The 26,532-nt window shown below is 73.3% G+C and carries 27 protein-coding genes; 10 read left to right on the forward strand and 17 right to left on the reverse strand.

Going from position 1 to position 26,532, the window contains the following annotated elements; all coding sequences use genetic code 11:
- Nucleotides 1–19 precede the first annotated feature (19 nt).
- On the reverse strand, nucleotides 20–430 hold the full coding sequence (locus ACK2IS_RS06875; protein ID WP_409485397.1) for a dienelactone hydrolase family protein: 411 nt from the start codon (nucleotides 428–430) through the stop codon (nucleotides 20–22).
- Nucleotides 431–740: 310 nt separating this feature from the next.
- On the opposite strand from ACK2IS_RS06875, the gene rpsT reads away from it, so the two are divergent.
- Nucleotides 741–1,004: a 30S ribosomal protein S20 gene (rpsT, locus tag ACK2IS_RS06880; protein WP_409485398.1), complete on the forward strand. Its 264-nt coding sequence runs from the start codon at nucleotides 741–743 to the stop codon at nucleotides 1,002–1,004.
- An 88-nt stretch (nucleotides 1,005–1,092) separates the two neighbouring features.
- Here rpsT and ACK2IS_RS06885 read toward each other — a convergent pair whose 3' ends face one another.
- A complete protein-coding gene (locus ACK2IS_RS06885) occupies nucleotides 1,093–1,611 on the reverse strand; it encodes a type II toxin-antitoxin system PemK/MazF family toxin (protein WP_409485399.1) in 519 nt (172 codons plus the stop codon).
- A 342-nt stretch (nucleotides 1,612–1,953) separates the two neighbouring features.
- Here ACK2IS_RS06885 and lepA point away from each other — a divergent pair, with 342 nt between their 5' ends.
- From lepA to ACK2IS_RS06900, 3 genes are all read left to right on the forward strand, one after another.
- Complete coding sequence (gene lepA, locus ACK2IS_RS06890) at nucleotides 1,954–3,801, forward strand: translation elongation factor 4 (RefSeq protein WP_409485400.1); 1,848 nt, start codon at nucleotides 1,954–1,956, stop codon at nucleotides 3,799–3,801.
- A complete protein-coding gene (gene trmB, locus ACK2IS_RS06895; protein ID WP_409485401.1) occupies nucleotides 3,798–4,580 on the forward strand; it encodes a tRNA (guanosine(46)-N7)-methyltransferase TrmB in 783 nt (260 codons plus the stop codon). Before lepA ends, trmB begins: the two co-directional genes overlap by 4 nt.
- Before the next feature lie 96 nt (nucleotides 4,581–4,676).
- Nucleotides 4,677–5,411: a DUF429 domain-containing protein gene (locus tag ACK2IS_RS06900; RefSeq protein WP_409485402.1), complete on the forward strand. Its 735-nt coding sequence runs from the start codon at nucleotides 4,677–4,679 to the stop codon at nucleotides 5,409–5,411.
- A 37-nt stretch (nucleotides 5,412–5,448) separates the two neighbouring features.
- Here ACK2IS_RS06900 and ACK2IS_RS06905 read toward each other — a convergent pair whose 3' ends face one another.
- Both ACK2IS_RS06905 and ACK2IS_RS06910 read right to left on the reverse strand, forming a co-directional pair.
- The gene (locus ACK2IS_RS06905) at nucleotides 5,449–6,531 is read right to left on the reverse strand and encodes a hypothetical protein (protein WP_409485403.1); all 1,083 of its coding nucleotides are present in this window, start codon (nucleotides 6,529–6,531) and stop codon (nucleotides 5,449–5,451) included.
- Nucleotides 6,528–6,899, reverse strand: a complete 372-nt coding sequence (locus tag ACK2IS_RS06910) for a PadR family transcriptional regulator (RefSeq protein WP_409485404.1) — start codon at nucleotides 6,897–6,899, stop codon at nucleotides 6,528–6,530. Before ACK2IS_RS06910 ends, ACK2IS_RS06905 begins: the two co-directional genes overlap by 4 nt.
- Nucleotides 6,900–7,104: 205 nt before the next feature.
- Between ACK2IS_RS06910 and ACK2IS_RS06915 the strand changes: the two genes are divergently transcribed.
- On the forward strand, nucleotides 7,105–7,470 hold the full coding sequence (locus ACK2IS_RS06915; protein WP_409485405.1) for a DUF4440 domain-containing protein: 366 nt from the start codon (nucleotides 7,105–7,107) through the stop codon (nucleotides 7,468–7,470).
- 34 nt (nucleotides 7,471–7,504) lie between these two features.
- Here the strand turns inward: ACK2IS_RS06915 and ACK2IS_RS06920 are convergent, their stop codons facing one another.
- Together ACK2IS_RS06920 and ACK2IS_RS06925 are read right to left on the reverse strand one after the other, a co-directional pair.
- On the reverse strand, nucleotides 7,505–8,494 hold the full coding sequence (locus ACK2IS_RS06920) for a GNAT family N-acetyltransferase (protein WP_409485406.1): 990 nt from the start codon (nucleotides 8,492–8,494) through the stop codon (nucleotides 7,505–7,507).
- A gap of 36 nt (nucleotides 8,495–8,530) precedes the next feature.
- On the reverse strand, nucleotides 8,531–9,385 hold the full coding sequence (locus ACK2IS_RS06925) for a GNAT family N-acetyltransferase (protein WP_409485407.1): 855 nt from the start codon (nucleotides 9,383–9,385) through the stop codon (nucleotides 8,531–8,533).
- A 201-nt stretch (nucleotides 9,386–9,586) separates the two neighbouring features.
- On the opposite strand from ACK2IS_RS06925, the gene ACK2IS_RS06930 reads away from it, so the two are divergent.
- Nucleotides 9,587–10,603, forward strand: a complete 1,017-nt coding sequence (locus ACK2IS_RS06930; RefSeq protein ID WP_409485408.1) for a YeiH family protein — start codon at nucleotides 9,587–9,589, stop codon at nucleotides 10,601–10,603.
- Nucleotides 10,604–10,612: 9 nt separating this feature from the next.
- On the opposite strand, the gene ACK2IS_RS06935 is transcribed toward ACK2IS_RS06930, so the two are convergent.
- The 6 genes from ACK2IS_RS06935 to ACK2IS_RS06960 form a co-directional block, all read right to left on the reverse strand.
- Complete coding sequence (locus tag ACK2IS_RS06935) at nucleotides 10,613–11,563, reverse strand: endonuclease/exonuclease/phosphatase family protein (protein ID WP_409485409.1); 951 nt, start codon at nucleotides 11,561–11,563, stop codon at nucleotides 10,613–10,615.
- 192 nt (nucleotides 11,564–11,755) lie between these two features.
- The gene (locus ACK2IS_RS06940; protein WP_409485410.1) at nucleotides 11,756–12,262 is read right to left on the reverse strand and encodes a hypothetical protein; all 507 of its coding nucleotides are present in this window, start codon (nucleotides 12,260–12,262) and stop codon (nucleotides 11,756–11,758) included.
- 110 nt (nucleotides 12,263–12,372) lie between these two features.
- Nucleotides 12,373–13,680: a hypothetical protein gene (locus ACK2IS_RS06945; RefSeq protein ID WP_409485411.1), complete on the reverse strand. Its 1,308-nt coding sequence runs from the start codon at nucleotides 13,678–13,680 to the stop codon at nucleotides 12,373–12,375.
- Entirely contained in the window at nucleotides 13,677–14,402 is a 726-nt protein-coding gene (locus ACK2IS_RS06950; RefSeq protein ID WP_409485412.1) for an ABC transporter ATP-binding protein, read from the reverse strand. The genes ACK2IS_RS06945 and ACK2IS_RS06950 overlap by 4 nt, the downstream gene beginning before the upstream one ends.
- A gap of 6 nt (nucleotides 14,403–14,408) precedes the next feature.
- Nucleotides 14,409–14,813, reverse strand: a complete 405-nt coding sequence (locus ACK2IS_RS06955; RefSeq protein WP_409485413.1) for a hypothetical protein — start codon at nucleotides 14,811–14,813, stop codon at nucleotides 14,409–14,411.
- Nucleotides 14,814–14,908: 95 nt separating this feature from the next.
- A complete protein-coding gene (locus tag ACK2IS_RS06960) occupies nucleotides 14,909–16,462 on the reverse strand; it encodes a peptide MFS transporter (RefSeq protein WP_409485414.1) in 1,554 nt (517 codons plus the stop codon).
- A gap of 255 nt (nucleotides 16,463–16,717) precedes the next feature.
- Between ACK2IS_RS06960 and hemW the strand changes: the two genes are divergently transcribed.
- Nucleotides 16,718–17,944: a radical SAM family heme chaperone HemW gene (hemW, locus tag ACK2IS_RS06965; RefSeq protein WP_409485415.1), complete on the forward strand. Its 1,227-nt coding sequence runs from the start codon at nucleotides 16,718–16,720 to the stop codon at nucleotides 17,942–17,944.
- Between the two features lie 174 nt (nucleotides 17,945–18,118).
- A complete protein-coding gene (locus ACK2IS_RS06970) occupies nucleotides 18,119–18,610 on the forward strand; it encodes a DUF4870 domain-containing protein (protein ID WP_409485416.1) in 492 nt (163 codons plus the stop codon).
- A gap of 84 nt (nucleotides 18,611–18,694) precedes the next feature.
- Here ACK2IS_RS06970 and nadC read toward each other — a convergent pair whose 3' ends face one another.
- The 5 genes from nadC to ACK2IS_RS06995 form a co-directional block, all read right to left on the reverse strand.
- Nucleotides 18,695–19,540, reverse strand: coding sequence for a carboxylating nicotinate-nucleotide diphosphorylase (gene nadC / locus ACK2IS_RS06975; protein ID WP_409485417.1), 846 nt, complete (start codon nucleotides 19,538–19,540; stop codon nucleotides 18,695–18,697).
- The gene (locus ACK2IS_RS06980; RefSeq protein WP_409485418.1) at nucleotides 19,537–21,069 is read right to left on the reverse strand and encodes an L-aspartate oxidase; all 1,533 of its coding nucleotides are present in this window, start codon (nucleotides 21,067–21,069) and stop codon (nucleotides 19,537–19,539) included. Before ACK2IS_RS06980 ends, nadC begins: the two co-directional genes overlap by 4 nt.
- A 1-nt stretch (nucleotide 21,070) precedes the next feature.
- Nucleotides 21,071–22,048, reverse strand: a complete 978-nt coding sequence (nadA, locus tag ACK2IS_RS06985; RefSeq protein ID WP_409485419.1) for a quinolinate synthase NadA — start codon at nucleotides 22,046–22,048, stop codon at nucleotides 21,071–21,073.
- Between the two features lie 154 nt (nucleotides 22,049–22,202).
- Nucleotides 22,203–23,246, reverse strand: a complete 1,044-nt coding sequence (locus tag ACK2IS_RS06990) for an NUDIX hydrolase (RefSeq protein WP_409485420.1) — start codon at nucleotides 23,244–23,246, stop codon at nucleotides 22,203–22,205.
- 3 nt (nucleotides 23,247–23,249) lie between these two features.
- The gene (locus ACK2IS_RS06995; RefSeq protein ID WP_409485421.1) at nucleotides 23,250–24,131 is read right to left on the reverse strand and encodes a DUF3097 domain-containing protein; all 882 of its coding nucleotides are present in this window, start codon (nucleotides 24,129–24,131) and stop codon (nucleotides 23,250–23,252) included.
- A 148-nt stretch (nucleotides 24,132–24,279) separates the two neighbouring features.
- Here ACK2IS_RS06995 and hrcA point away from each other — a divergent pair, with 148 nt between their 5' ends.
- Together hrcA and dnaJ are read left to right on the forward strand one after the other, a co-directional pair.
- Nucleotides 24,280–25,329, forward strand: a complete 1,050-nt coding sequence (gene hrcA / locus ACK2IS_RS07000; protein ID WP_409485422.1) for a heat-inducible transcriptional repressor HrcA — start codon at nucleotides 24,280–24,282, stop codon at nucleotides 25,327–25,329.
- Between the two features lie 75 nt (nucleotides 25,330–25,404).
- Nucleotides 25,405–26,532 (forward strand): molecular chaperone DnaJ, encoded by a 1,128-nt coding sequence (gene dnaJ, locus ACK2IS_RS07005; RefSeq protein WP_409485423.1) that lies wholly within the window; start codon nucleotides 25,405–25,407, stop codon nucleotides 26,530–26,532.

Consider the following 26,532-nt stretch of genomic DNA (forward strand, 5'->3'; position numbering starts at 1 on the left):
GGCCGGGCGACGGACGCCGTCAGTCGACCTGCTCGAGCAGCTCCACGACCCGCCGCATCATCAGGTCGGTCGCCTCGGCGTCGTACTCGTCGGCGAGGTCCTTGTCGTTGAACAGGTGACCCCTCCCGGCATACGTGAAGACCGCGACCTCGGCGCCGCCCGCCCGCAGCGAGCCCGCCGCCTCCTCGCGCTCGTCGTCGGTCAGGAACTCGTCCTGCTCCTTGGCGTGGATCTGGACCGGGCAGTCGCCGGGCCAGGTCGTGCCCTCGCCCCACGCGCTCGTGGGCGAGGCGCCGGCGACCAGGATCGCGGCCCGTGCCTGCATGTGCAGCGCCCCGTGCTCGGCCGTCGCCGTCCCCACGGAGAAGCCCGCCACCACCAGGCCGGCGGGCAGGTCCTCCTGGGCGAGCTCGAGGGCGTGCCCGATCATGGTCTGCCGGTCGTGCCTGTCGGCCTCGGCCAGCGCGGACGCGTAGTCGTCGAAGGTGCGGCCGTCGGTGTGGTCGACGATGCGGACGTCGTGGCCGGCCGCGCGCAGGCGGTCGGCGAAGTCGTAGATGCCGCCGGGCCCGACCAGAGGCGTCTCTGGCTCTGGTAACGTTGATCCTTGCGTGCGCGCTCAGGTCGTGCGCGCATGCAGCACCACCCAGCCGCTCCTCATCCCACGGGTGCCCCACGCCCGGTCCCGAGGACGGCTGCCGCCCTCAACGGCAGATAGTCGACCTTCCAGAAGGATTCTCGTGGCAAACATCAAGTCCCAGATCAAGCGGATCAAGACCAACAACGCCCGCACCGAGCGCAACAAGGCGTACAAGAGCGAGCTGCGTACCTACATCCGCAAGTTCCGTGCCGCGGTCGAGGCCGGCGATGTCGAGGAGAGCACCACTGCGCTGCAGGAGGCCTCCCGCAAGCTGGACAAGGCCGTCAGCAAGGGCGTGATCCACAAGAACCAGGCCGCCAACAAGAAGTCGGCGATGGCCAAGGCCGCCGCCAAGCTCGGCTGAGCGACCGGCACCACGGCGAAGGGCCGCCACCCCCTGGGGTGGCGGCCCTTCGCGCGTCCGGTGGCGGTGTGCCGACCGGGCGGCGCGGTCAGCGCGCGTGCGTGCGCACCTGGTCGGCGACCCGCTCGAAGCGTTCCTGCGGCAGGACCGCGCCGATCCGTCGCACGGTGCCCGGGTCGAGCTGCAGGATCCGGTCGACGCGGACCTCGCTGGGGCGCCCGCGCCCGTCCCAGGCCCCGCTGCCCACGTCGCACCAGTGCCGCCCGACGGAGGCCTCCTGGGCCAGGTCCCGGTCGTGGTCCTTGCTCGTCATCGGCAGCGCCAGGAGCAGGCCCTCGTGCCGGCCGATCACCAGGGCGGGTCGGTCCTTGCCGCGGGAGTGGTCCTCCTCGAAGGGGACCCACGCCCAGACGACCTCGCCGGGGTCGGCTCGGTCGTCGGGGATGGGGGCATAGCTCAGGCTCGGCACGCCCCGGAAGTCCCCGGCGTAGCTGCCGCGGCTCGTGGCGTGCCGGGTCGCGCCGCCGGGCTCCCAGGCCTGGCGGGACCGGGGCAGCCGGGCCCGGCCCTGGTCGGCGACCGCAGCCGCGGGGGGTGTCTCGGCCACGGGGAATGTCTCGGCCGCGGGCCGGGGCCGAGGGCCGTGCCGATCTGCGTCGTGTCGGGGCCCGCCAGGGTCGCGTCGGCGTCCGGCGCGGAGCCGGTCCAGCGCAGGGGTGAGCACGAGCCGTCGGAGCGCCCGGACGAGGCGCTGGGGGAGTGGTGCCATGATGGGACGCTAACGCCTGCCGACGTCGCCCGGCGACCGCACCCGCCGGCGCCCACCTCGACCGCCGGTCGGGCGCGGGGTGAGGGGCGTGCGGGTCGTCATACCGGCTCGTGCTCGTGTGGGAGACTGGGCCGCTGACGAGTCCGCCACCCCAGACGAGGTAACCGCATCGTGTCTCCCATGGCCCGCACCGCGCTCACGCCCCACGCGACGCCACCGGAGCTGATCCGCAACTTCTGCATCATCGCGCACATCGACCACGGCAAGTCGACGCTGGCCGACCGGATGCTGCAGAAGACCGGCGTCGTCGAGGAGCGCCTGATGCGCGCGCAGTACCTCGACCGGATGGACATCGAGCGCGAGCGCGGCATCACCATCAAGTCGCAGGCCGTGCGCATGCCCTGGGAGCTGGACGGGGCGACCTACTGCCTCAACATGATCGACACCCCCGGGCACGTGGACTTCACCTACGAGGTGTCCCGCTCGCTCGCGGCCTGCGAGGGCGCGGTCCTGCTGGTCGACGCGGCCCAGGGCATCGAGGCGCAGACCCTCGCCAATCTCTATCTCGCGATGGAGAACGACCTGACGATCATCCCGGTGCTCAACAAGATCGACCTGCCGGCCGCGCAGCCGGAGAAGTATGCCGCCGAGCTCGCCGGCCTGATCGGCTGCGACGAGTCCGACGTGCTCAAGGTGTCCGGCAAGACCGGGGTCGGCGTCGAGGAGCTCCTGGACCAGATCGTCCGGCTGCTGCCCGCTCCCGTGGGCGACGCCGACAAGCCCGCCCGCGCCATGATCTTCGACTCGGTCTACGACACCTACCGCGGCGTCGTGACCTATGTCCGGGTCGTCGACGGCAACCTCAACCCCCGCGAGCGGATCCAGATGATGTCCACGCGGGCGACCCACGAGCTGCTGGAGATCGGCGTGATCTCCCCGGAGCCGATGCCGTCCAAGGGCCTGGGCGTCGGCGAGGTGGGCTATCTCATCACCGGCGTGAAGGACGTGCGCCAGTCCCGCGTCGGCGACACGATCACCAACATGGCCAAGCCCGCCGAGGAGGCGCTCGGCGGCTACCGCGACCCGCGGCCGATGGTCTTCTCCGGGCTCTACCCGATCGACGGCACGGACTACCCGCTGCTGCGCGACGCGCTCGACAAGCTCAAGCTCAACGACGCGGCGCTGGTCTACGAGCCGGAGACCTCGGCGGCGCTGGGCTTCGGCTTCCGGGTCGGCTTCCTCGGCATGCTGCACCTGGAGATCGTGCGCGAGCGCCTGGAGCGCGAGTTCGGGCTGGACCTGATCTCGACGCTGCCCAACGTGGAGTACGAGGTGACCCTCGACGACAAGCGGGTCGTGGAGGTCACCAACCCCAGCGAGTTCCCCGACGGCAAGATCGCGGAGGTCCGCGAGCCCGTGGTGCGGGCGACCATCCTGGCGCCGAGCGAGTTCATCGGCTCGATCATGGAGCTGTGCCAGGCCAAGCGCGGCACCCTGCGCGGGATGGACTACCTGTCCGAGGAGCGCGTCGAGATGCGCTACACCCTCCCGCTCGCCGAGATCGTGTTCGACTTCTTCGACCAGCTGAAGTCCAAGACCCGCGGCTACGCCTCCCTGGACTACGAGCCCGACGGCGACCAGGTGGCCGACCTGGTCAAGGTCGACATCCTGCTGCAGGGCGAGCAGGTCGACGCGTTCAGCTCGATCGTCCACAAGGACGCGGCCTACTCCTACGGCGTGATGATGGCGACCAAGCTGCGCGAGCTCATCCCGCGGCAGCAGTTCGAGGTGCCGATCCAGGCCGCCATCGGCTCGCGCGTCATCGCCCGCGAGACCATCCGCGCGATCCGCAAGGACGTGCTCGCCAAGTGCTACGGCGGCGACATCAGCCGCAAGCGCAAGCTGCTCGAGAAGCAGAAGGAGGGCAAGAAGCGGATGAAGATGGTCGGTCGCGTCGAGGTGCCCCAGGAGGCCTTCATCGCGGCGCTGTCCAACGACGGCGAGACCAAGGGCAAGGGCAAGAAGTGACCGAGCAGCCTTCCCCGGACGGGACGGCGCCCGACCAGCCCGCGCGACGGACGACATACACCGTCGGCATCGCCGAGCCCGTCACCGGCGAGGGGGTGCGCCGGATGGTGAGCTTCGCGCGGGTCGACCAGCGGCTCCAGGACAAGGACGCGCGGGCGATCGAGCGGTATGGCGACCGCTGGCTGCTCGACCTCCCCCGGTCGACGAACCGCTCGGACGTGCACCCGGACGCGCGGCTGGACCCGGTGGCGGTCTTCGGGCGGCGGGCCCCGCTGGTCGTCGAGGTGGGCGCCGGGTCCGGCGACGCCACGACGGCGGGCGGCGAGCAGCTGCCCGACCACGACCTGCTGTCGCTGGAGGTCTACCGGCCGGGGTTGTACGACATGCTCCGCAAGGTCGGCTCCCGCGACCTGCGCAACGTGCGGCTGCTGGAGGCCGACGCGGTGCCGGTGTTCGAGACCCTCCTGCCGGCCGGGTCGGTGCGTGAGGTGTGGACCTTCTTCCCCGACCCCTGGCCCAAGACGCGGCACCACAAGCGCCGCATCGTGCAGCCGGCCTTCGCGACGCTCGTCGCCCGCGTCCTCGAGCCGGGCGGCGTATGGCGCCTGGCCACCGACTGGCCCGACTACGCGGCATGGATGCAGCAGGTGCTCGACGAGCACCCGGACTTCGAGGGCGGGCCGGACGAGCGCTTCGCGGTGCGGCCGATGACCCGCTTCGAGCGGCGCGGGGTCGCGGCCGGGCGGCCGATCACCGACCTCACCTATCGTCGCTGCTGACCTGACCGCCGCTGACCTCGCCGTCGGCGGGCCTCGTCGCCGCGGTGCGGGGCGGCGCCCGATCGGCGAAGGTCCGTGCCGCCGTAGGGTCGGGGCATGCTCACCGTCGGCCTGGACCTGGCCTCCGCCCCGCCCAAGACCGCCGTCGCCGCGATCCGGTGGGAGGCGGGCGGGGCGCGTCTGGAGCGGCTGCAGCTGGGCGTCGACGACGACACCGCCGTGACCGCCCTGGCGAGCGCCGACAAGGCGGGCGTGGACGTGCCCTTCGGGTGGCCGGCGGCCTTCGTCGAGCTCGTGGTGGCCCACGCGGCGGGGGCGCTCGTCGCCTCGCCCGAGCCGTGGCCGGCCGAGCGGCGCGCGGTGCAGTTCCGGCATACGGACCTGTGGGTGCGTGAGCGGACGGGGCGGCTGCCGCTCAGCGTCTCGACCGACAAGATCGCGCTCCCGGCGCTGCGCTGGACCGGGCTCGAGGCGCGACTCGTCGCCGCCGGAGTCCGCTGCCCGCGGGACGGGAGCGGGCCGGTCGCCGAGGTCTATCCCGCGGCCGCGCTGTCGACCTGGGGCCTGGTGTCGCGGGGCTACAAGGACGACGCGGCCGTGCGAGCGGCCCTCGTGGCGGACCTGGCGGCTGCCTGCCCGGTTGTCGAGCTGGGGGAGCACCGGGCGCTGATGGCGGCGAGTGATGACGCGATGGACGCCGTGGTGTGTGCGCTGGTCGCGCGGGCCGCCGCGCTCGGGCTGACCCACCCCGCCCCGTCCGAGGTCCCCGCCCAGGTCGAGGGCTGGATCCACCTACCCCTCGCCGACTCGCTGGCCGCGCTCGCGGGCTGATCCCGGGCGCGACGACGCGGCCTGGCCGAGTGACGTGTCAGCGGTGGGTCCGGCCCCGGGGGAGCACCTGCCACCACGTCCGGATCGCGAGGAACGCCAGGCAGGCCAGGGCGAGCCAGAAGCAGACGCGGGCCGGCCACGGGTGCGACGCGTCCACGAGCTGCTCGCTCGCCAGCCAGGCGCACAGGGCCAGCACCCCGGTCTGAAAGATCGCCGACCGCCGGGCCCGCACGATCGGGCGCGGGGAGACCTGCGCGGCATACGCCGCCGGGCTCCCGAACTCCTCCACGAGCGGGGCGCCGGTCTGCTGGGCGTGGGCGCGGGCGTCCTCGAGGACGCGGCCGACCTGGGGCTCGGGGAGGTCGCCGCGGGTGCGCAGGATCCGGGCGAGGTCGTGGGCCCACGCCTCGTCCGTGAGCGGGCGGGTCTGCTCGGGACCGGGATCAGGTATGACGCGCCCCAGGACCCACGCCAGGGCGGCGTAGGCGGCGGCCAGGGGGAGGTGCCAGCCGATCGAGGCGTGGGCGAGCGGGTGCGCATCGGTGACTGCGAAGAGCGCGGCGATGCCCAGCGACCCGGCCGCGATGACCCCCAGGACAGCCGCGGCGCCCCAGGTGGTGGACCACCGCGCCACGGCGCTCTCCCACGTCGTGATGGCGCCGAGGCTGACCAGCGACCCCAGGAAGGGGAGCAGTACCCAGGCCAGGGTCCAGTCGATCGTCCACTCGGTCCGGAGCACGCACACGAGGGCGCAGACCAGGGTCACACCGACTGCCGTGACCGCGGCCACCTGCGGCAGGTCACGCCAGCGGGTGGGCGGGTCCTGGATCGCGTCGGACCCCTCGGCCGCCCACTGCCGCAGCGTGTCCTCGGCCCACCGGTCGGGTGGCCCGTAGAGCTCCTCCGGGCCCTCCCCGCTGCTGCGGACGAGCTCGAGCACCTCGCCGAGGGCGTGGTCGGCGGCCTCCACCCCCACGTGGCCGCGCAGGACCAGCGCCAACCACGCCTCGCCGGCCCAGTCCTCGTCCGCGGCACGGCCCCGCACCGCGCGGAACCTGGCCGGCTGGGCGCTCGCCCCGGACCGGTGCTGCACGCCCTGCTCCTCCTGGTCGCCCCTCATGGCTCCTCCTTCGCGTCTGGGTCCGGATCCCCCGTCGCGGACTCCCAGTCGTGCAGGACGTGGACCAGGGCGGTGATCTCGGCCAGCTCCTGGGCTCGCCGGGCGTGCCCCTTGGCCGTGATGGCGTAGGTCCGTCGTCCCGGACCCCCCGCACCCTCCTGCCAGGTCGTCGTCACGTGGCCGGCCTCCTCGAGCCGCGCCAGGACCGGATAGAGCGACCCTCCCCGCAGCCGCCCGAAGCCGGCATCGGCCAGCGCCTCGGCCAGGGCGTAGCCGTGCGCCGGTCCCGTGGCCAGGACCGTCAGGAGGGCCGGCTCGAGCACCGCCCGCACCCAGGCCTGGGGCCACCTCGCGTCCACGTCCTTCACGTATCTAAGTACGCCACGTATCTAGTTGGGAGTCAAGCACGGCCCGCCCGCGGTGCAGGGGGCACCGCGAGAGATCGACAGGCCACGTCGGCGTCCGCGCGGCACGCCGGGCCCGTCGAGGGTCTCCAGGAGCGCGCAGGAGAGAAGCGGCCCGCCGGTCGAAACCGCTGGACTGGGTCCTTCCTCCTCGGCAGACTCGGGCGCCATGGCAGCCCATCGATCGGACCTCGACCACGTCCTCCGGCTCGAGCGTGAGCTCCAGTCACCCGCCACGCGGGGAAATCCGGAACGGCTGGTCGAGCTGCTGGCCCCCGACTTCCTGGAGATCGGGGCCTCAGGTCGCCGATGGGATCTCAGGACGATCCTCGACCTGCTGGCCCAGGAGACGAGCAAGCAGGACGCCGCACCCATCGCCATCCAGGACCTGCACGCACGCGCCCTGTCCGACGACGTCATCCAGGTGTTCTGGGAGTCCGACCGGGACGGACGCCGGGCACGACGCACCTCCCTGTGGCGGCACACCTGCGACGGGTGGCGGCAGGTCTATCACCAGGGCACGCCCCTGCCCTGACCGGCGCCCTCGTTCGCGGGCGGGCAAAGCGCAGTCAGTCCACCTGGCGGCGGCGCTGGGTCGTGGACCGCAGCGCGCCGCCGAGCGAGCCCAGGGTGCCGCCGAGCGTCCCACCACGGCGGGGCGCGCCGGTCCGGGGCGGCTCGGGCGGGGGCGTCGGCTCGGTCGCGCGCACGGCCTCCAGCCGCAGCACGCAGGAGTCGCCGACCTTGCGGAAGCCGATGCGGTGGTAGAGCCGTGAGGACTCCGGGTGGTCCAGGTCGGTGTAGAGCAGGCACCGGTGGCCGGCGCGGCGCTGCCGCAGGCTCACCTGCGCGGCGGTCGCCGCGGCATACCCGTGGCCGCGGTGCTCCGGCGGCGTGTACACCCAGGACACCCGCGACACCCCGCCGTGCGGGCGGGACGCGTGGGCCATCGAGACCGGCTCGCCGTCGACCTCCCACAGCTGCATGCCCCCGCGCTCCACCCACTTCTCCAGCGGGAAGCGGGCGGGGGCCGGCGTGCGGGTGTCGTCGAGGTATGCCGCCGCCCAGGTCTGCAGCATCGGCAGGTCCGTGCCGGCGGCGGGACGCAGGGCGCCGGGCACGCCGCTCGGCATACGGGGAAGGCCGGGCAGGTCGTGCATGCCCTCGCGCCGCACCACCCGGATGTGACTGCCGCGCTCGAAGGCCAGCGTCTCGGCGAAGGCCAACGCCCCCGGGATCAGCCCGCCCACCAGGGGAATCTCCAGCTGGTCGATCATCGCGCGCCGGGCCAGGGCTCGGGAGACATGGGGGTCGACGGTGGCGACGTGGAAGGGACGTGGCGGGGTGTGCATGGCCAGCGCCGTGACCCGCCCGTCGCGCCTGGCCCAGTACCACGACGCCCGGGGGTAGTCGTGCGGAGCCTCCAGGGCGTGCGCGAGGGTCGTGGCGATGACCGAGTGGATGACGGGGGCGGCGGAGATCCGCGTCGCGGACAGCTGCCGGAAGTCGTCGGCGACAGCGGTGCGGGAGACGGTGATTCCCTTGGCGGCGCTGCGCATGCGGCCCACTGTGCCACAGCCCGCCTGTGCAACCGCTCAGCAGGACGGCGGCCCCTCGAAGCGCAGCGTGACGCTGTCCCCGATCCGGCGGTAGCCGAGCGCTTGGTAGATCGCGTTGCTCGTCGGGTTGGCGAGGTCGGTGTAGAGCAGGCACCGGTGGCCGCGCTCCTGCTCCCGGCGCGACCAGCGGGCGACCACCGCGCTCGCGTAGCCGTGGCCGCGGTGCTCCGGCGGAGTCCACACCCAGGAGAGGCGCGTCACCCCGCCCGCGGGCACCGAGGACGCGCACATCGCCACGGGCACGTCGCCCGCCAGCCACAGCCCGATCCGGCCGTCCTCGAGGGGCTGTCGCGCGTCGATCTCGGGGCGGGCGTCGTCGACCGACACCTCGTCCCGGAAGTCCCGCATCCACCCCTCGACGAGCTCGCGGTCCTGCGGTTCGGCGACCCGCATCGACCCGTCGACCGGCCAGGGGAGCGCGGGCTCGACGGGCAGGTCGTAGATCCCCAGGTCGACGTGCACCTGCGGCTCGAGATCCCGCTCGGCGCACCAGTGCTCGGCGAAGGCCAGGGCCCCGTCACGCAGCCCGCCGACCCCGGTGACGACGCGGCCGTGCACGTCCAGGTGGTCGGCGAGCGCGACGGCGCACTCGGGGTCCGTGAAGGCCAGGTGCGGTGGGTGGGGCGGGGTGTGCATCGCCGCGGCCACGAGACGGTCGTGCCGGTGCAGGAGGTAGAACCGCGCGTCACCCGCGGCGGGGGCCGACGCGAGCCGCAGCGCGTTGGTGGCGATCACCGAGTGGATCACCGGCTGCGTCTCGATCACGGTGGCGGCCGCGCGCAGGAAGGCTGCGGCGTCGGCGGTCTCGGTCACGGACACGTGGGGGTGCATGACCCTACTGTCCCAAGGGTGGTGGCGACGCCGCCAGCGCATCGGGTCGCGCTCGCACCGGGCACGTCCTGAGCTGCGAGGTCGGGAAGGACACGGAAGGGGGCCCGGAAGGCGTGTGAGCTGAGCTCCGAGCGCAGGTCAGCAGGAGGGGTGTGCCGGGGACGCGGCGGGACGAGGGCGGTGGCGTGGGACCCTGGAGGGGTGAACGCCGACGCACCTGCTCAGCCCCGGTCCGGCCTGCTCAGCCGTATGGCGCCCGGCCTCCTGCTCGCCGCCTGCGCGGTCGCGGTGGCCATGGCGGTCAACCACTGGGTGGCGACGGCCTCGCCGCTGCTGATCGCCATACTCCTCGGCGCGGTGCTGGCCAACACCGTCACGCTGCCCACCTCGACCGCACCCGGGCTGCAGGTCGCCTCCAAGAAGCTGCTGCGCCTGGGCATCGTGCTGCTCGGGCTGCAGGTGATGCTGCATGACATCGCCGGCCTGGGGATCGGGATGATCGCGGTGGTGGTCGCCGTGGTCGTCGGCGGCATCCTCGCCACGCTCGCGATCGGGCGGGCGCTGGGCATCGGGCCCGGGCTGCGGCTGCTCGTCGCGTGCGGCTTCTCGATCTGCGGGGCCGCCGCGGTCGCCGCGGTCGACGGGGTGATCGACGCCGAGGAGGAGGACGTCGCCACCGCGATCGCGCTCGTCGTGCTGTGCGGCACCCTGATGATCCCGCTGGTGCCGCTGCTGGTCACCGTGATGGGCCTCGACCACCACACGGCGGGGCTGTTCGCGGGGGCGTCGATCCACGAGGTCGCCCAGGTCGTCGCCGCGGGCGGCGCCATCGGCGGCGGTGCCCTCACCGTCGCCGTGATCGTCAAGCTGGCCCGTGTCCTGATGCTCGCCCCCGTCATGGCCACCATCTCCTGGCAGCGCCGCCGGGCGCTCGCCGGCCAGGAGGTCACCGGGTCGCTCCCGCCGCTGGTGCCGGTCTTCGTGCTCGGCTTCCTCGCGATGGTGCTGGTGCGGTCCTTCCTGCCGGTCCCGGCCGACGTGCTGGGCTGGGCCAAGCTGCTGCAGACGATCCTGCTGACGGCCGCGATGTTCGCGCTCGGATGCGGGGTGCGGCTGCGGACGATCGCCACGGTGGGTGCGGCGCCCTTCTACCTCGCCGCCGCCTCGACCCTGTGCGTCGCGCTCATCGCCCTCGGCGGCGTGCTGCTCGTCCGCTGAGGCCCGGCGTCAACCGGCGGGACGCAGGACCGCCCAGACGCCGAGGTGGTCGGTGCCCGAGACCGCGACCGTGCCCGACGCCACCGGCTCGTAGCCCCGCGCGATCACGTGGTCCAGCGCCACGAAGGGCGGGTAGGGCCACCCCTCGTGCGGCCAGGTGCGCAGCCACAGGTGGTGGTCGTCCGGCAGGACGGTGGTGCCGCGCGTCAGCCGTCGGAAGACCGGGTGCACCCGCCCGGCGTTGAGGTCGCCCGCCATCACCCATGGTCCGGTATGCCGGTCGGCCCAGCCCACGAGCGCGCCGAGCTCGGAGCGCCACCGCCCGGTGGTCCCCGGCAGCGGGGCGAAGGGGTGCACGCCCTTGAGCACGACGCCGCCCGCCAGCCGCACGGCCGGTGACTCGGCCGGGCCCGCGCCGTGACCCGGTGAGCGGGTGACCTGACTGCAGACGACGACCCCCTCGACGCAGTCGTGCGGTGCCCGGGTCGCGACCAGGGTGCCCCGGCTGCCGGGCTCGACCTGGCCGGACGCGTGGGGGAGCAGGGCGGCGAGCCCGGCGTCGTGCAGCCGCTGCCACAGGGCGGGGGTGGCCTCGGTGAGCACGAGCGCGTCGGGGCCGGTCCGTCGGACGGCCGCGACCACCTCGGTCGCGTCGGCAGATCCCAGCTCGGTGTTGAGCGCCAGGACGCGCAGGTCCCCGGGCTGCTCAGGGCGCTGCCGTGCGTGCGGCAGCAGCGGCTGGACGAGAGCGGCGGCGAGCGCGAGGCAGACGAGCGCCGAGACCCACCGACGGTGCAGCAGGGCGAGCACGGTCCAGGCCACCCCGACGAGCGCGACCAGCGGCAGCACGGGCTGCAGGATCGGCAGCGGCCCGGCCAGGTCGAGGTGCTCGCCGACGAGGGCGACCGCCCCGAGCAACGGCCCGAGCAGGTGGAGGCGTCCACGACCGGGGGAGGGCACGGGGCCACCGTAGCCGCCGGGCCCCGGGACAGGCGTGGAGCTGAGGCAGTCTGTGCCGGTGATCGTGCGGCGGTCCTGGTCCCTACCGGTCGATGCGGCAGACGCTCGTGCGGTCGCTGCCGATGATCGGCACGACACATGGTGCAGAACTGGGTCGGTAGGCCCCTTCTTGCTCCCTCACGGTGTGGTTCTTCAGCTGGTCCTGTGCGCTCCGCGGTGGATGTAGGCGGCTGCCGCGAGGGGCAGGAGTAGAGCGTCGAGGGCGAGCAGCGTGGGTTGGCGGTCGAGGTTGTAGAAGATGTTCCAGGCGAACGGGGGCAACTCGGAGGCCTGGCTGAACGTGAGGATGGTCAGGGCCGGCACGAGGCCGGCCAGCCGTGCGTGGACGGTGGTGGTCAGGACCCCGAGGGATGTCAGGAACAGCCAGGCGGCGGCGACCTGCGTGATGGGTAGCTCTCCTGCGTGTGCGACGAGAGCGACCGCGGGGAGCTGGGCCGCGAGGATCCCCACGAGCAGGGCTGCTCGGTATGCGCGTAGGTCCCGGCCGGGGACGGCGGTCAGCCAGGGCACCCGGGCGGGGAGCATCGCCGTGGTGATGGCCACGGGGATGACCAGGGTGACGGTGGCGAGGCTTTCCATCGGTCGGGGGACGACGTACCTCGAGGGGTCGATGGGCGGCACGCCGAGACGGGTCGCCACGGCTACTGCTGCCCAGCCTGCGGCCAGGGCTGCCAGGTGTCTGCGGGTGAGGCGCCATCCGTCTGCTGCGAGCCGGAGGGCGTGCCTCTGGTCGGCGAGGGCGTGGCGCATCAGGGCTTGATGGTCGTGATGGGTGGGCACGGCTTGCCGGGGGCGGTCTGGTGGGCGTGCCCGATGCGCTGGCTGACCCACGTGTCTCGTTGCCGGGTGGTCATCTGGTTCAAGTGCTGGGCTTCTTTCGAGGCCTGGGGGTAGTCCGGAGCGGCTTGCAGGTTGGTGCCCATCGGGCCTGATCCGTCGGTGGGTATGGCGAAGCGCTGTTGCCACCAGATCTGGAAGACGAGAGGAGCGTGAGCATCGGCGGGGGTCGGTGTGCACCCTGTCGGTTCAGGCCATGCGGCCTGGCCGAGGGCTGCGATGGAGGCCAGTCGTTCGGGGAGCAGGCTGGCGGCGTTGACGCCGTCGGTGATGCTGGTGTTGATGGCGTTCGGCTGTGGCTCGCCGTCGGCGTTGATGGTTGCTCGGCGCAGCGGCCCAGGCAGCTCGTTCCACGCGGGGGTGATCATCGCGGTGTAGGAGGTGCGTGCGGCCGCGACGCGGACGGGTAGGCAGATGCGGGGCGCGGTGCCGGAACACTGCTGGTCACCGGCGCCGGGGATGTCGGTGAAGGAGTAGCCGGCCACGAAGGCGACTGCCAGCGCGAGGCTGGCCGCGGTTGCGCATGCCGACCGGGTGCGGGCTCTGCGACGGGCCAGGACGGTCCAGGCCCAGGCCATGACGGCGGTGGTGGCCACGAGTCGCGCCCCCAGGGTGGTATGGGTGGGTCGGACGTCGCTGAACGTTCCCGAGCTGGCATAGGTCAGGACTCCGGCGGGGCTGTCGGTGAGGTAGATGTCCAGCACCGCGCAGAGGGCGAAAGGTGCGATCGCCGCGAGTGCGGTGGCGATGGCCCGGGGGACATGGAGCCCGAGCGCGCACCCGATGACGGCCCACAGGGCGCTCAAGGCCGGTCCGGTGGCTACCGCCAGGATCGCCCACCATCCAGCACCCGCCCATCCACCGCGGTGGATGGCCAGGCACAGCACCACCGTCCCCATCAGGCAGTGCGCTACCAGCGCGGGCAAGACGGCCGCGGCGACGACGGCGCCGAGCTGGGGAGCGCGTCCGCGGGCTGCAGTGGCGCCCCACGGGCCCAGGCCGTATCGCCGGGTCGTGCCGGCCAGGACGGCCGCCGCGACGGCGACCGCGATGTCGGCGGGCTGGTTGAAGTTCTGGATCGTGTGGATCGCGGTGGGGAACCAGCCCCACCAGTCGGCTGCCGACGTGATGGCGGTGACGGCATCAAGGGCAAGGACCAGCAGGAACATGCCCGCGAGGAAGACCCTTGGTCGGGACGCGGGGATCCCTGCCAGGGTCATGCGGGCACCTCGCGGAACAACGCCATGACGTCTGCACGCAGGGACGGGTCCTCGCTCATGGGGCGGTCCAGGTCGATCCGTCCCGCGCGCATCCCGACGACCCGGTCCGCCACGCCGAACACGTCCTCGAGGATGTGCGTGGACAGGACCACGGTCGCGGACCGGCCGATGACCCGCACGGCCTGCTGGAAGGTCTCTCGCTGGCCTGGGTCCAGGCCGACCGTCGGCTCGTCCAGGACGAGCAGCCCTGGGTCGTTGACCAGGCACGCCGCCAGCACGGATCGTTGGCGCTCCCCGCCAGACATGCGCGCCAGCGGCCGTTCTGCCAGGTGGGTGACCTGAGCGACCTCCATGGCTCGGGCCACGGCCGAGGGCACAGCAGCCCGATCCATGGCCTTGATCCACGCCGAGTGCTCCACCAGCCGTCTGACGGTGAAGCGCGGGGGCACACCCGCGGACTGGGGCATCCACCCCACCCTGGCGCAGAACCGTCGACGAGATGCCTCGTCGGCATACGGATGCTCTCCCAGGCCGGCGACCTCGCCGTCGCACGGTGGCAGGGCCCCCGCCATGGTGCGCAGCAGCGTGGACTTCCCGGCGCCGTTCGGCCCGACGAAGGCGGTGATCCCGCGGTCCAGCTCGCACGAGACGTCCTCGAGCACGGTACGGCGCCCGAGACGGACCACGAGATGGTCCAGACGGACCGCGGGATCATGCGTCATGACAGATCAGAACCGCGCCGACCAGGCCGAACAGGCATCGGGAAGGAGGTTGATGTCGCGGCAGATCGAGGCCTTGGGCTTCACGTTGCCCCCGCAGATCGGGCCAGGGAACCCACCGCTGATGGTCCCTCCGGTGGTGACGGCCTTCTTGGAGGTCACCATGGGGGTGTACCGACCGATATCGGTGTTGCTGCACTGCCACTTCCCCCAGTCCACCAGCCCCCGGTAGTAGACCTTGGAGCCCTTGGCCGACTTGATGGTGCCGCTGACCTTGGCTCCGTTGTTGAACCGCTGAGTCACATGCTGCTCTCCGGATCCATCGCCGCTGGAGATGCCGATGGCAAACGCTGTCGCCGGAGTTGCTACGAGGGCCAGAGCCAGTGCGGCTCCGCGGATGGTACGAGAGATCATGATGAATCTTCTTCTGTAGACGCAACTTAGGGCGAATCATCTGCCCAAGCTGTCGACCCTACGGGGCGGGTGGGCTGATTGCGGGACAGGGGCGGTCAGTGGGTGGTGGCCCCCCGGCCCACGTCGGACATCTTGGACTGGGTCCACGGCGCGATCAGGGCGAGCAGGACCGCCATCACCATGGTCACGGCACCGAGGCCGTAGTAGTAGGTGGCATCGCCCAGCTCGCGGGTCTGGTCGATGATCACGGCGGCGCAGCCCTGGCCCGTCGCGGCCGCCAGCAGCCACAGGGTCATCGCCTGCGAGGCGAACTGCCGGGGCGCGAGCGAGGTGGTGGCCGCCAGGCCGACGGGGTTCATGAACAGCTCGGCCACGGTCTGCACGAGGAACACGAGACCGAGGTACCAGAACGGTGACAGCCGCTGCCCGCCGGGCCACTGCTGGAAGCCGTACCCCATCATCAGGGCGGAGAAGCCGATGATGGCGACCGCCATCGCGAACTTCATCGCCGTGCTCGGGAAGCGGCCGGCGCGGCGCATGAAGAACCACCCCAGCGCCGGCGCCATGATCAGCACGGCGGCGGGGTTGATCGACTGGTAGGCCTCCGGGCTGAGGGCCCAGGAGCCGATGCCGAGCGAGCCGTCGGTGTTGTCCTTGGCGAAGGTCGCCATCTTGCCCGAGGCCTGCTCGAAGATGATCGTGAACAGCACGTTGCCCAGCCACAGCGGCAGGAAGGCCCACAGGTGCTCGCGCTCGTGGGCGGTGACCTGGCGGCTGCGGAACATCATCACGAAGTAGCCGATGGACGCCAGGGTGGCGACCGTGAAGACGACATACGCGATGGCCTCGGCGAGACCGCCGAAGATCGGCTGGTAGCCCAGAGTCAGCAGCACCACCAGCACGACGAATCCCGCAGCGCCCAGGAGCAGCCGACGGCCCTCGCCGGGGCCGAGCGGGTTGGGCACGTCGTAGGCGAACTGGGACAGCCGGCCGCGGCCGTACGCGAAGGCCGCCAGCCCGAAGGCCATCCCGATCGCGGCGGCGATGAAGCCGACGTGGTAGCCGTAGCGGTCCTTGAGGAAGCCGGTCACCAGCGGGGAGAACAGCGACCCGAAGTTGATCGACATGTAGAACAGCTGGAACCCGGCCTCCCGGCGCGGGTCGTGCTCGTCGTAGAGCCCGCCCACGATCGTGGACAGGTTGGGCTTGATGAAGCCCGTGCCGAAGGCGATCAGGAACAGGCCGGTCCACGACGTGGCGACGGTGGGGACCGCCAGCAGCACGTGGCCGGCCATGATCACCATCCCGCCGTAGAGCGTCGACCGCCAGGGGCCGGCGATCCGGTCGGCGAAGATGCCGCCGGGGATGGTGAGGAAGCACACGGCGGCCTGGTAGGTCGCCAGGACGACCTGGCCGGTGTTCTTGTCCAGGCCCAGCCCGCCGTGGGCGAAGGTGTCGGTGATGAAGTAGAGCAGGATCGCCCGCATCCCGAACCAGCTGAACCGCTCCCACATCTCCACCTGGAGCATCCAGGGCAGACCTCGGGGCTGGCCCATCAGGCCGACGTCCTCGGCCGAGGGTCCGGTCCGCACGCTGGCAGGCCGCCAGCGGCTCGGCGCGGGGGCGGGGGGCTCCTTGGTGCTGGTCACGTCGTCGTGTCCTCTCGGTGATGGCGGGACGGAGGGTGACCGTCCCGTCGACGGGGTGGCCTGGTGGGCCAGCCCGACCCTAGAGGGTTGCTACCCGCGGGTATCCAGGGGTCCCCGTCGAACCCGCCGGGTGCGGCTGTGCTGCCGCGGCGCCGGGCGACCCCGGTGCCGCGGTCCCGGGGGCCTCGGGGGAGGCGCGCCCGGGCGCCCGGCCGCGTGACCGGGTGGGCGCGCCCGTCATACACAATGAGCCCCATGCCGAGCGCACTGCCTGACGGACTGCCCGCCCCCGCCGACGGCTCCCTGCCGAGCGAGGCGCTCGACCGGCTCGGTCTCGGGCCCTTCGGCGTCTACGTGCACGTCCCCTTCTGCCGGACCCGCTGCGGCTACTGCGACTTCAACACCTACACCCTGCCCGAGCTGGGGGCCCCGGGCAGCAGCGTGGCGTCGTACGCCGACACCGTGCTCGCCGAGCTCGACCTGGCCCGACGGGTGCTCGGCAGCGACGCCCCCGCGGTGGAGACGGTGTTCCTCGGCGGCGGGACGCCCACGATGCTCCCCGCCGAGGACCTCGCCCGGATCGTCGAGGGCATCGGGGAGCGCTTCGGCTACGCCGGCGAGGTCGAGATCACCACCGAGGCCAACCCGGACACCGTCGACGAGCACTACCTCGACTGGATCGCGGCGCGCGGGTTCACCCGGGTCAGCCTGGGCATGCAGTCGGCGGTCCCGCACGTGCTCGCCACCCTGGACCGCACCCACGACCCGCGCAACGTCGAGCGCGCCGTCCGCGGCGCTCGGCAGCACGGACTGGACGTGTCCCTCGACCTGATCTACGGCACGCCCGGCGAGTCCCTGGCCGACTGGCGGACCTCGCTGGAGTCGGCGATCGAGCTCGGGCCCGACCATGTCTCGGCCTACGCGCTGGTCGTGGAGGACGGGACGAAGATGGCGGCCCAGGTGCGTCGCGGCGAGCTGGCGACGCCGAGCGACGACGACGAGGCGGAGAAGTACGAGCTCGCCGACCAGCTGCTCACGGCCGCCGGGTACGGGTGGTACGAGGTGTCCAACTGGGCCCGCTCGGAGGACAAGCAGTGCCGGCACAACCTCGGCTACTGGGACGACGGCGACTGGTGGGGGGCGGGCCCCGGGGCGCACAGCCACGTCGGCGGCGTGCGCTGGTGGAACGTCAAGCACCCCAGCGCCTACGCCGCCCGGCTCGCGGCGGGCCGGTCGCCCGCCGCGGCCCGCGAGATCCTGACCGCCGAGCAGCGGTATGACGAGAGCGTTCTGCTGGGGATCCGGGTCGCGGCCGGTCTGCCGGTCGACGAGCTGGACGACGACGGGCAGCACGCCGTCGCGGGGCTGGTGGCCGACGGGCTGGTCGACGGCACCGCGGCGGTGCGCGACCGGACCCTGGTGCTGACCCGTCGCGGCCGGTTGCTCGCCGACACCGTGGTGCGGCGCCTGCTCGCCGTCTGACCGGCCCCGGCGCACGGGCGCCTCGTTCGATGAGGGTCCAGCTGCGGACCGGACCAGGTGCTCGCTCAGGGTCGGATCAGGGCCGGGTCAGGGGCGCCTCCGGGATCGCCGGGGGATCCGCACCGGGGACGATGGCGTCAGAGCAGCGAACCCACTCACGACCAGGAGCACGACATGAGCGATCACCGCGACGAGACCCCCATCCACGACCCGGCCCCCGGTGCCCCGGCGTACGGCCGGCCTGCGCCGGCATACGGCGCCCCGGCGTACGGTCAGCCCGCGTCGGCATACGCCCCATCGTCCATGAGCCCCAAGGTCGAGCAGCAGCTGACGGCTGCGGCGCACTGGAGCCCGGTCGCTGCCGTCCTGCTCGGCGGGATGACCTGGATGGGCCCGCTGATCGTGCTCCTCGCGGGCGGCGGCCGCAGCCCGCGGGTCAAGAAGCACTGCTACGACGCGCTGAACTTCCAGATCACCGTGTGGCTGGCCACGCTCGCCGCGACCCTGGTGAGCCTGCTGCTGATGCTGGTGCTCGTCGGCTTCGTGCTGATCTGGGTGGTCCCGGTGATCCCGTTGGTCGCGCTGGCGTTCCACGTGCTGGCGGCGATCAAGGTCGCCGGCGGCGAGGACTACCGCTACCCGATGACCATCCGCTTCCTGAAGTGACCTGAGCGGACGCGCCGGCCATCGGCGGGGGCACCCGCGCGGGGCCCGGCCACCCGGCCGGGCCCCGCTCGACGTGTCGGCACCTCAGCCGACGTGGTCCAGCCCGATGTCCAGGACCGCCGCGCTGTGGGTGAGCCGACCGACCGAGACCAGGTCCACCCCGGCCTCGGCGATCGGCACGATCGTGGTCTCGTCGACGCGCCCGGACGCCTCGGTGACCATCCGTCCGTCGACGAGGGCGACGGCCTCGCGCAGCTGCGCGGGCGTCATGTTGTCGAGCAGCACCGCGTCGGCGCCGACGGCCAGCAGCTCGTGAAGCTGGTCGAGGGTGTCCACCTCGCACTCGATCTTGACCAGGTGGCCGACCTCGGCGCGGGCCAGCCGCACGGCCGCGGTCACCGATCCGGCGACGGCGACGTGGTTGTCCTTGATCAGGACCGCGTCGTCCAGCCCGAAGCGGTGGTTGCTGCCGCCACCTGCCCGCACCGCGGCCTTCTCGACCGCGCGCAGCACGGGGGTGGTCTTGCGGGTGCAGCAGACGCTCGCGGACGTGTGGGCGATGGCGTCGGCCAGGCGCGCGGTCGCGGTGGCGATGCCGGACAGGTGGCCGAGGAGGTTGAGACCGACGCGCTCTCCGGTCAGCAGGGCGCGGGCGGGGCCGGTGGCCTCGCCGATCACCTCGCCGGGGGTGACCCGGGAGCCGTCCGGGCGGTCGATGCGGACCTGGACGCGCGGGTCGAGCAGGGTCCAGGCAAGGCGGGCCAGGTCGGTGCCGGCGACGACGCCGGGGTCGCGGGCGACGAGGCGCACGGTGGCCGTGGCGTCGGCGGGGATGATCGCGTCGGTCGTCAGGTCGCCGGCGCGGCCCAGGTCCTCGAGCAGCGCGGCCCGGACGAGCGGCTCGAGCATGACGTCGGGCAGGGTCCTCATGAGGCGATCCTCTCGGTGGTGACGGCCGCCAGGACGTGGTCCTGGGTCAGCCGGGTGTGGCGCGGGGCGACCGTGACGGGCGCGTCGGTGCGGGTGTGGCCGCCGCGGGACTCCCGCCGCCGCAGGGCCCCTGAGCACAGGAGGGCCCCGACCAGGGCCGCGTCGTCGTGGGCGGCGAGCGGGGCCAGCAGGTCCAGCGCCGACCTCAGCCCGGTCGCGTCGCGCAGGACCCCGGCGCACCCCTCGACGGTATGCCGGACGAGCGCGAGGGTGGCCGGGTCGGGTGCGGCCGGCACCTCGGCCAGGGCGGACGCCCGGGCCGCCAGGTCCTCCAGCGCCGGCATCGGGGCGAGATCCGCCGCGGCGCGGGTGAGCTCGGCGGCCACCCAGCGGGAGCAGACGACGGCCTCGAGCAGGGAGTTGCTGGCGAGCCGGTTGGCGCCGTGCAGGCCGGTGGACGCGCACTCGCCGACGGCGTGCAGCCCAGGGACGGTGGTGCGGCCGGCGAGATCCACGGCGATCCCGCCCATGTGGTAGTGCGCGGCCGGACGGACCGGCAGCAGGTCGCGGGCGGGGTCCAGGCCCGCGGCGCGGCAGTGCTCGGCGATGGCGGGGAAGCGCTGCGCGAAGCGGTCGCCCAGGGTCGCGCGGGCGTCGAGGAGCACCTGGTGCCCCGCCCCGAGAGCGGCCCACGCGGCACGCGACACCACGTCGCGCGCGGCGAGCGGGTCCGCGATCACGTGGGCGCCGGTCTCGTCGACGAGGAGCGCGCCCTCGCCGCGAACGGCCTCGGACACCAACGGCATCGGGTCGAGCCCGACGTCGAGGGCGGTGGGGTGGAACTGCACCAGCTCGACGTCGCGCAGGATCGCGCCGGCGCGCGCGGCGAGCGCCAGGCCCTGCCCCCGGGAGCCGAGGGGGTTGGTGGTGTGGGCGTACAGGCCACCGATCCCGCCGGTCGCCAGGACCACCTGGCGGGTGGCGATCACGCGTCGCCCGACGGGTCCGTCGACGAGCACCCCGCAGACGCCGCGGGCGTCGGTGAGCAGCCGCACCGCGCGGGTGTCCGCGAGCAGGGTCACCGACGGCAGCGCGCGGGCCGCGGCCAGCGCGGTGCGCTGCAGCTCGGCGCCGGTGCCGTCGCCGTGGGCGTGCACGATGCGGCGCCGGGAGTGCGCGCCCTCCAGGCCGAGGACGAGCGCGCCGGCGTCGTCGTGGTCCAGGCGGGCCCCCAGGTCGAGCAGCTCGGCGACGGCCGCGGGACCGGCCCCCGTGATCGCCCGCACGACGTCCGGGTCGCACAGGCCGGCGCCCGCGGCGATGGTGTCCCGGGCGTGCCGCTGCGGGTCGTCGTCCGGGCCGACCGCGGCGGCCAGACCACCCTGCGCCCACGCGGTGGAGGTCTGGGCGCCGAGAGGCCCGGCGGACAGCACGGTGACGGGGGAGGGGGCGAGCCGGACCGCGGTGAGCAGCCCGGCCAGCCCGGCCCCGACGACGACCGGGCTGCCGTCATACGTGACGGGCGGCATGTCAGCGCACCGCCAGCATGCGCTCGACCGCGGCGCGCGCCCGGTCCGCGACGTCCTCGGGGACCGTGACCTCGTGGGTCATCGTCTCCAAGGAGCGGCGGATCGCCGAGAGGGTGTTGCGCTTCATGTGGGGGCACAGGTTGCACGGCCGCACGAAGCCCACGTCGGGGTGGTCGGCGGCGACGTTGTCCGACATCGAGCACTCGGTGATCAGCGCGACCTGACGGGGCCGCCGCTCGGCGACGAAGCGGCTCATGTCGGCCGTGGACCCGGCCAGGTCCGCCTCGTCCACGACCTCGGTCGGGCACTCCGGGTGCGCCATGACGACGACGCCGGGGTGGTCGGCGCGGATCTGGCGGATGTCCTCGGGGGTGAACCGCTCGTGCACCTCGCAGGCGCCGGGGTGGGTGATCACCTCGACCCCGGTGAGGCGGGCGACGTTGGCGGCGAGGTGGCGGTCCGGGATCATGATCACCCGGTCGACGCCGAGGGACTCGATGATCGCGACGGCGTTGCCGGAGGTGCAGCAGACGTCGGACTCGGCCTTGACCGCCGCGGAGGTGTTGACATAGGTCACGACCGGTACGCCGGGGTGCGCGGCGCGCAGGGCCCGCACGTCCGCGGCGGTGATCGACTCGGCCAGCGAGCAGCCCGCCCGCAGGTCGGGGATGAGCACCGTGCGTGCCGGGTTGAGCAGCTTGGCGGTCTCGGCCATGAAGTGCACGCCGGCGAGGACGACGACCTGGGCCTGGACGTCCTGCGCCTCGCGGGCGAGGGCCAGGGAGTCGCCGGTGATGTCGGCGACCCCGCCGAAGATCTCCGGGGTCATGTAGTTGTGCGCGAGGACCACGGCGTCCCGCTCGGCCTTGAGGCGCCAGATCGCCTCGACGTCGTCGGTCATCGCGGCCCACTCGACGGGCGGCACGTGGTGCTTGACCCGCTCGTAGAGCGCAGCGGTGTCGGGCAGCTGGAGCGTCATGCGGATCCCCTAAGGCTCAACGTGAGCATATCGTGATGCTGAACGTGAGCATAACCCCCGGGCAGGGCCTGTCAACCACAAGACCTACCGCCGGTGGTCGGATCCGCCTGGGCGCGCCGAGCAGGCGGATCCGACCACCGGCGGTAGGTAGGTGTCAGCGGGGAGAACGGGCCGGGAGCTTGGTGCCCGCCGCCTGACGCTCGAGAAGCACGCTGCGACGGAAGCGGTAGGTCTTGGCGGGGCGACCGCCGGTCCCGGACGACATCGACCCGGTCTCCTCGACCAGGGCCTGCTGCTCCACCAGCCGGCGGAAGTTCTGCTTGTGCAGGTGCTGCCCGGCGAGGGCCTCCACGCACCCCTGCAGCTCGCCGAGCGTGAACTCCGGTGCCATGAGCTCGAAGACGACCGGGCGGTACTGGATCTTGGCGCGGAGCCGGGCCAGCCCGGTGGCGAGGATCCGCCGGTGGTCGCCGATCATCCGGGCGCCGGGCACCAGGTCGTCCGCGGGCAGCCGCCAGTCCGCCCCCGACTCGGGCAGCAGCCCCACCTCGTAGAGCAGCTCGTAGCGCTGCAGGGTCCCCTCGGGCAGCCAGGCGCGCCCGCCCCGCCCGAAGGCCGCGTCGCACCGCTGCCGCCGCTCGGACCGGGTCGTCTCGGTGCGCGCCGCGCCCACCCAGTGCGTCAGCTGCGGCGCCACCACCTCGTCGACCAGGCGGGTGCCGGCGCGCTGGTCCTCCCACGGCAGGTAGTCGTAGATCCCCGCCCAGGTGCCGGCGTCGGTGGCCCCGTCGGCGCCCCGCCGCCCGCCCGGCCCGTCGCCCCTCGTGGTCAGGCCGAGGTAGGAGATGGAGATCCGGTGAATCGTGTCGTCGAGCCCGCGATCGGCGTCCGCGAAGGTGTAGAGCTGCTCGACATACCCCAGGCGTCGCCCGGTCCGGGAGGTCACCCAGCTGCGCAGGCCCGCCTGCAGGGAACGCTCACCCGCCTGCAGGGGGCCGGCGGGCAAGGCCGGCACGATGGTCCCGCCCTCGGCGCCGCCGTCCACCGTGAGCACACCCGGTCGTTCGGCGGCAACGGCGACGACCACGGCCACCAGCTCGGCGACGAGTCCCCCGGCGGCAGCCCCCGGGGCACGGACGGCAGTCCCCGGGGCACGGACGGCGTCCCCCTCGGTCGCGGCGTTGACGCTCTGGTCCACCTGCTAGTCCTCCAGCGGCACGGTCACGAAGTCGATCAGCTCCTCGACGGCGGCCAGCAACGTCGGCTCCAGGTCGGCGTAGGTCCGCACGGTGCCCAGGATCTGCTTCCAGGCTCGGGCGATGTCGGCCTGCGACTCGTGCGGCCAGCCCAGGTGGGCGCAGATGCCGTGCTTCCAGGAGGTGCCTCGGGGGATCACCGGCCACCGCTCCAGCCCGAGGCGGGCGGGCTTGACCGACTGCCAGACGTCGACGTAGGGGTGGCCGAGGATCTTGACGTATGACGCGTACCGCGGTGTGCGCCGGGCGTCCTCGACGATCCGGGCCTCCTTGGTGCCGGGCACGAGGTGGTCGACGAGCACGCCCATCCGGCGGTCCCGGTCCGGCGCGAAGTCCTCGATCGCGGCCCGCAGGTCGTCGACGCCGTCCAGCAGCTCCACCACGACGCCCTCGACGCGCAGGTCGTCGCCCCAGACCCGCTCGACCAGCTCGGCGTCGTGCCGGCCCTCGACGAAGATCCGCGACCCGCCGGCGACCTTGGCCGGCAGGCCCGGCACGGCGCGGGAGCCGGAGGCGGTGCGCGAGGCGGCCTGCCGCACCTCGCGCAGCCGGGCCTGGGCCTGGCTGCGGTCCGGCACGAGCGTCACGGGGGCCCCGTCGACCCAGAATCCCGGGCCCATCTCGAAGCCGCGCACCCGACCGCCGCGGTCCTCCAGGTGCACGACGTGGACGCCCCCGGCCTTCTCCACCCGCACGACCGCGCCGCACCACCCCGACTGGACGTCCTCGACCACCAGGCCGAGGGTGGCGGGCACCTCCCGGGAACGGCCGCGCGGCGGGGTGCGCCAGTCGCCGGCGAGCGGGTCGGTGCCGTAGCGGTCGGCCACGAGATCCTCCTGCGGGTCGGTGCGTCCGGGCGGGTGCCGGGCTGCAGGCTAGCCCTCGCAGGGGCGGGAGTTCGTGGGGGCGCGCGACCGGGCGTAGAATTGGCACTCGGAGCAGGAGAGTGCCAGCCGAGGGCAGGAGGTGCGACGCATGAGCCAGACGCGACGGCTCCAGGTGCTGCGCGCCATCGTGCAGGACTATGTGGCGACCTCCGAGCCGGTGGGCTCCCGGTCGCTGCTGGAGCGGCACGCCCTGGGTGTCTCGGCCGCCACGGTGCGCAACGACATGGCGGCCCTGGAGGAGGAGGGGCTGATCGCGGCCCCGCACACCAGCGCCGGGCGCATCCCCACCGACGCCGGCTACCGGCTCTTCGTGGACCAGCTCTCCGAGATCAAGCCCCTGTCCCCGGCCGAGCGGGCCGCGATCCGCGAGTTCCTCACCGGCGCCGTCGACCTCGACGACGTGGTCGACCGGACCGTCCGGCTGCTGTCCGGGCTGACCCAGCAGGTCGCGGTGATGCAGTACCCCTCACTCACCCGCTCCTGCGTGCGCCACATCGAGCTGGTCCCCATCGGCGGCCCCCGCCTCATGGTGGTGCTCATCGTCACCACCGGCCGGGTCGAGCAGCGGGTCGTGGACGCCGGCCGGGACCTCGACCAGGGGGAGGGCGAGGGACTCGTCTTCACCCTGCGGGGCTCGCTCAACACCCTGGCCGCGGGCCGCCCCTTCGCGGAGGTGGCGGCCGGGCTGAGCTCCCTGCCCGACAGCTTCGCCCCTGCCGACCGCCCCGCCGTCGAGGCCGTGACCCGGGCCCTGTCCGAGATGGTCGTCGAGGAGCGCGAGGAGCGCGTGGTGGTCGCCGGCACCAGCCACCTGGCCCGCGCCGGCGGCGACTTCCCGCTGGCGCTCGGCCCGGTCCTGGAGGCCCTGGAGGAGCACGTCGTGCTGCTGGGCCTGCTCGACGCCATGCACGCCGACCCGGTCCGACCCTCCGACGCCGACGTCGTCAGCGTCCGGATCGGCCACGAGCTCTCCCACGCCGGGCTGGTGTCCACCTCGGTGGTCTCCACCGGGTACGGCGCAGGCCCGGACCACGTCGCCGGCCTCGGCGTGGTGGGGCCGACCCGGATGGACTACCCCACGACGATGGCCGCGGTGCGCGCCGTCGCGGCCTACGTCAGCCGCCAGCTCGGCGGGTGAGCCCGTGAGCCTTCCCGGCATACCTGACCGTCTGCTCTGCCTGTCCCTCGACCACCTACGACGCCAAGGACATTCGTGAACGACTACTACGCCGACCTCGGGGTCGACCGCGGCGCCAGCGCCGAGGAGATCAAGAAGGCCTACCGCCGGCTCGCGCGCAAGCTGCACCCGGACGTCAATCCCGGACCGGAGGCCGAGGAGGAGTTCAAGAGGGTCTCCCGCGCCTACGACGTGCTCGGCGACCCGGACAAGAAGCGCGCCTTCGACATGGGGGCCGATCCCTACGCGCAGGCCGGCTCGGCGGGCTACGGCGCGGGCTTCACCTTCAGCGACATCATGGACCAGTTCTTCGGTGCCGGTGCCGCCGGAGGGCCCGGCTCACGCGGTCCCCGCAGCCGCACCCGCCGCGGCCAGGACGCCCTGGTCCGCGCCGACATCGACCTGCGGACCGCGGTCTTCGGCGACGCCGAGGAGCTCACCCTCGACACGGCGGTGGAGTGCACCACCTGCCACGGCGGCTGCTGCCAGCCCGGCACCACCCCCGAGACCTGCTCGGCCTGCCAAGGACGCGGCGAGGTGCAGCAGGTCCAGCGCTCCTTCCTCGGCCAGATCATGACGACCCGCCCGTGCGGGGTCTGCCAGGGCTTCGGCACCGTCCTGCCGCATCCCTGCTTCGAGTGCTCCGGGGAGGGCCGCGTGCGCACCCGCCGCACGGTCACCATCAAGGTGCCTGGCGGCGTCGACACCGGCACCCGCATCCAGCTGCGCGGCGAGGGCGAGGTCGGTCCCGGCGGCGGCCAGCCCGGCGACGTCTACGTCGAGATCGTGGTGACGCCGCACCCGACCTTCCAGCGCCACGGCGACGACCTGCACTGCACCCTCGACGTCCCGATGACCGCGGCCGCCCTGGGCACCACGATCGCGCTCGACACCTTCGACGGCCCCCAGGACGTCGAGGTGCGCCGGGGCACCCAGTCCGCCGACACGGTGACCCTAGACGGCCTGGGCGTCACCCACCTGCGCGGCACCGGCCGCGGCGACCTGGTCGTCCACCTCAACGTCCTCACCCCGACCCGCCTGGACGCCCGCCAGGAGGAGCTGCTGCGCGAGCTCGCCGGCCTGCGCGGCGAGGAGGCCCCCGAGGCCCACCTCACGTCCATGGACAAGGGGCTGCTCGGCAAGCTCCGCGACGCCTTCCGCTGA

It is taken from the genome of Arsenicicoccus dermatophilus (genome assembly GCF_046267915.1).
Lineage (GTDB): Bacteria > Actinomycetota > Actinomycetes > Actinomycetales > Dermatophilaceae > Arsenicicoccus > Arsenicicoccus dermatophilus_A.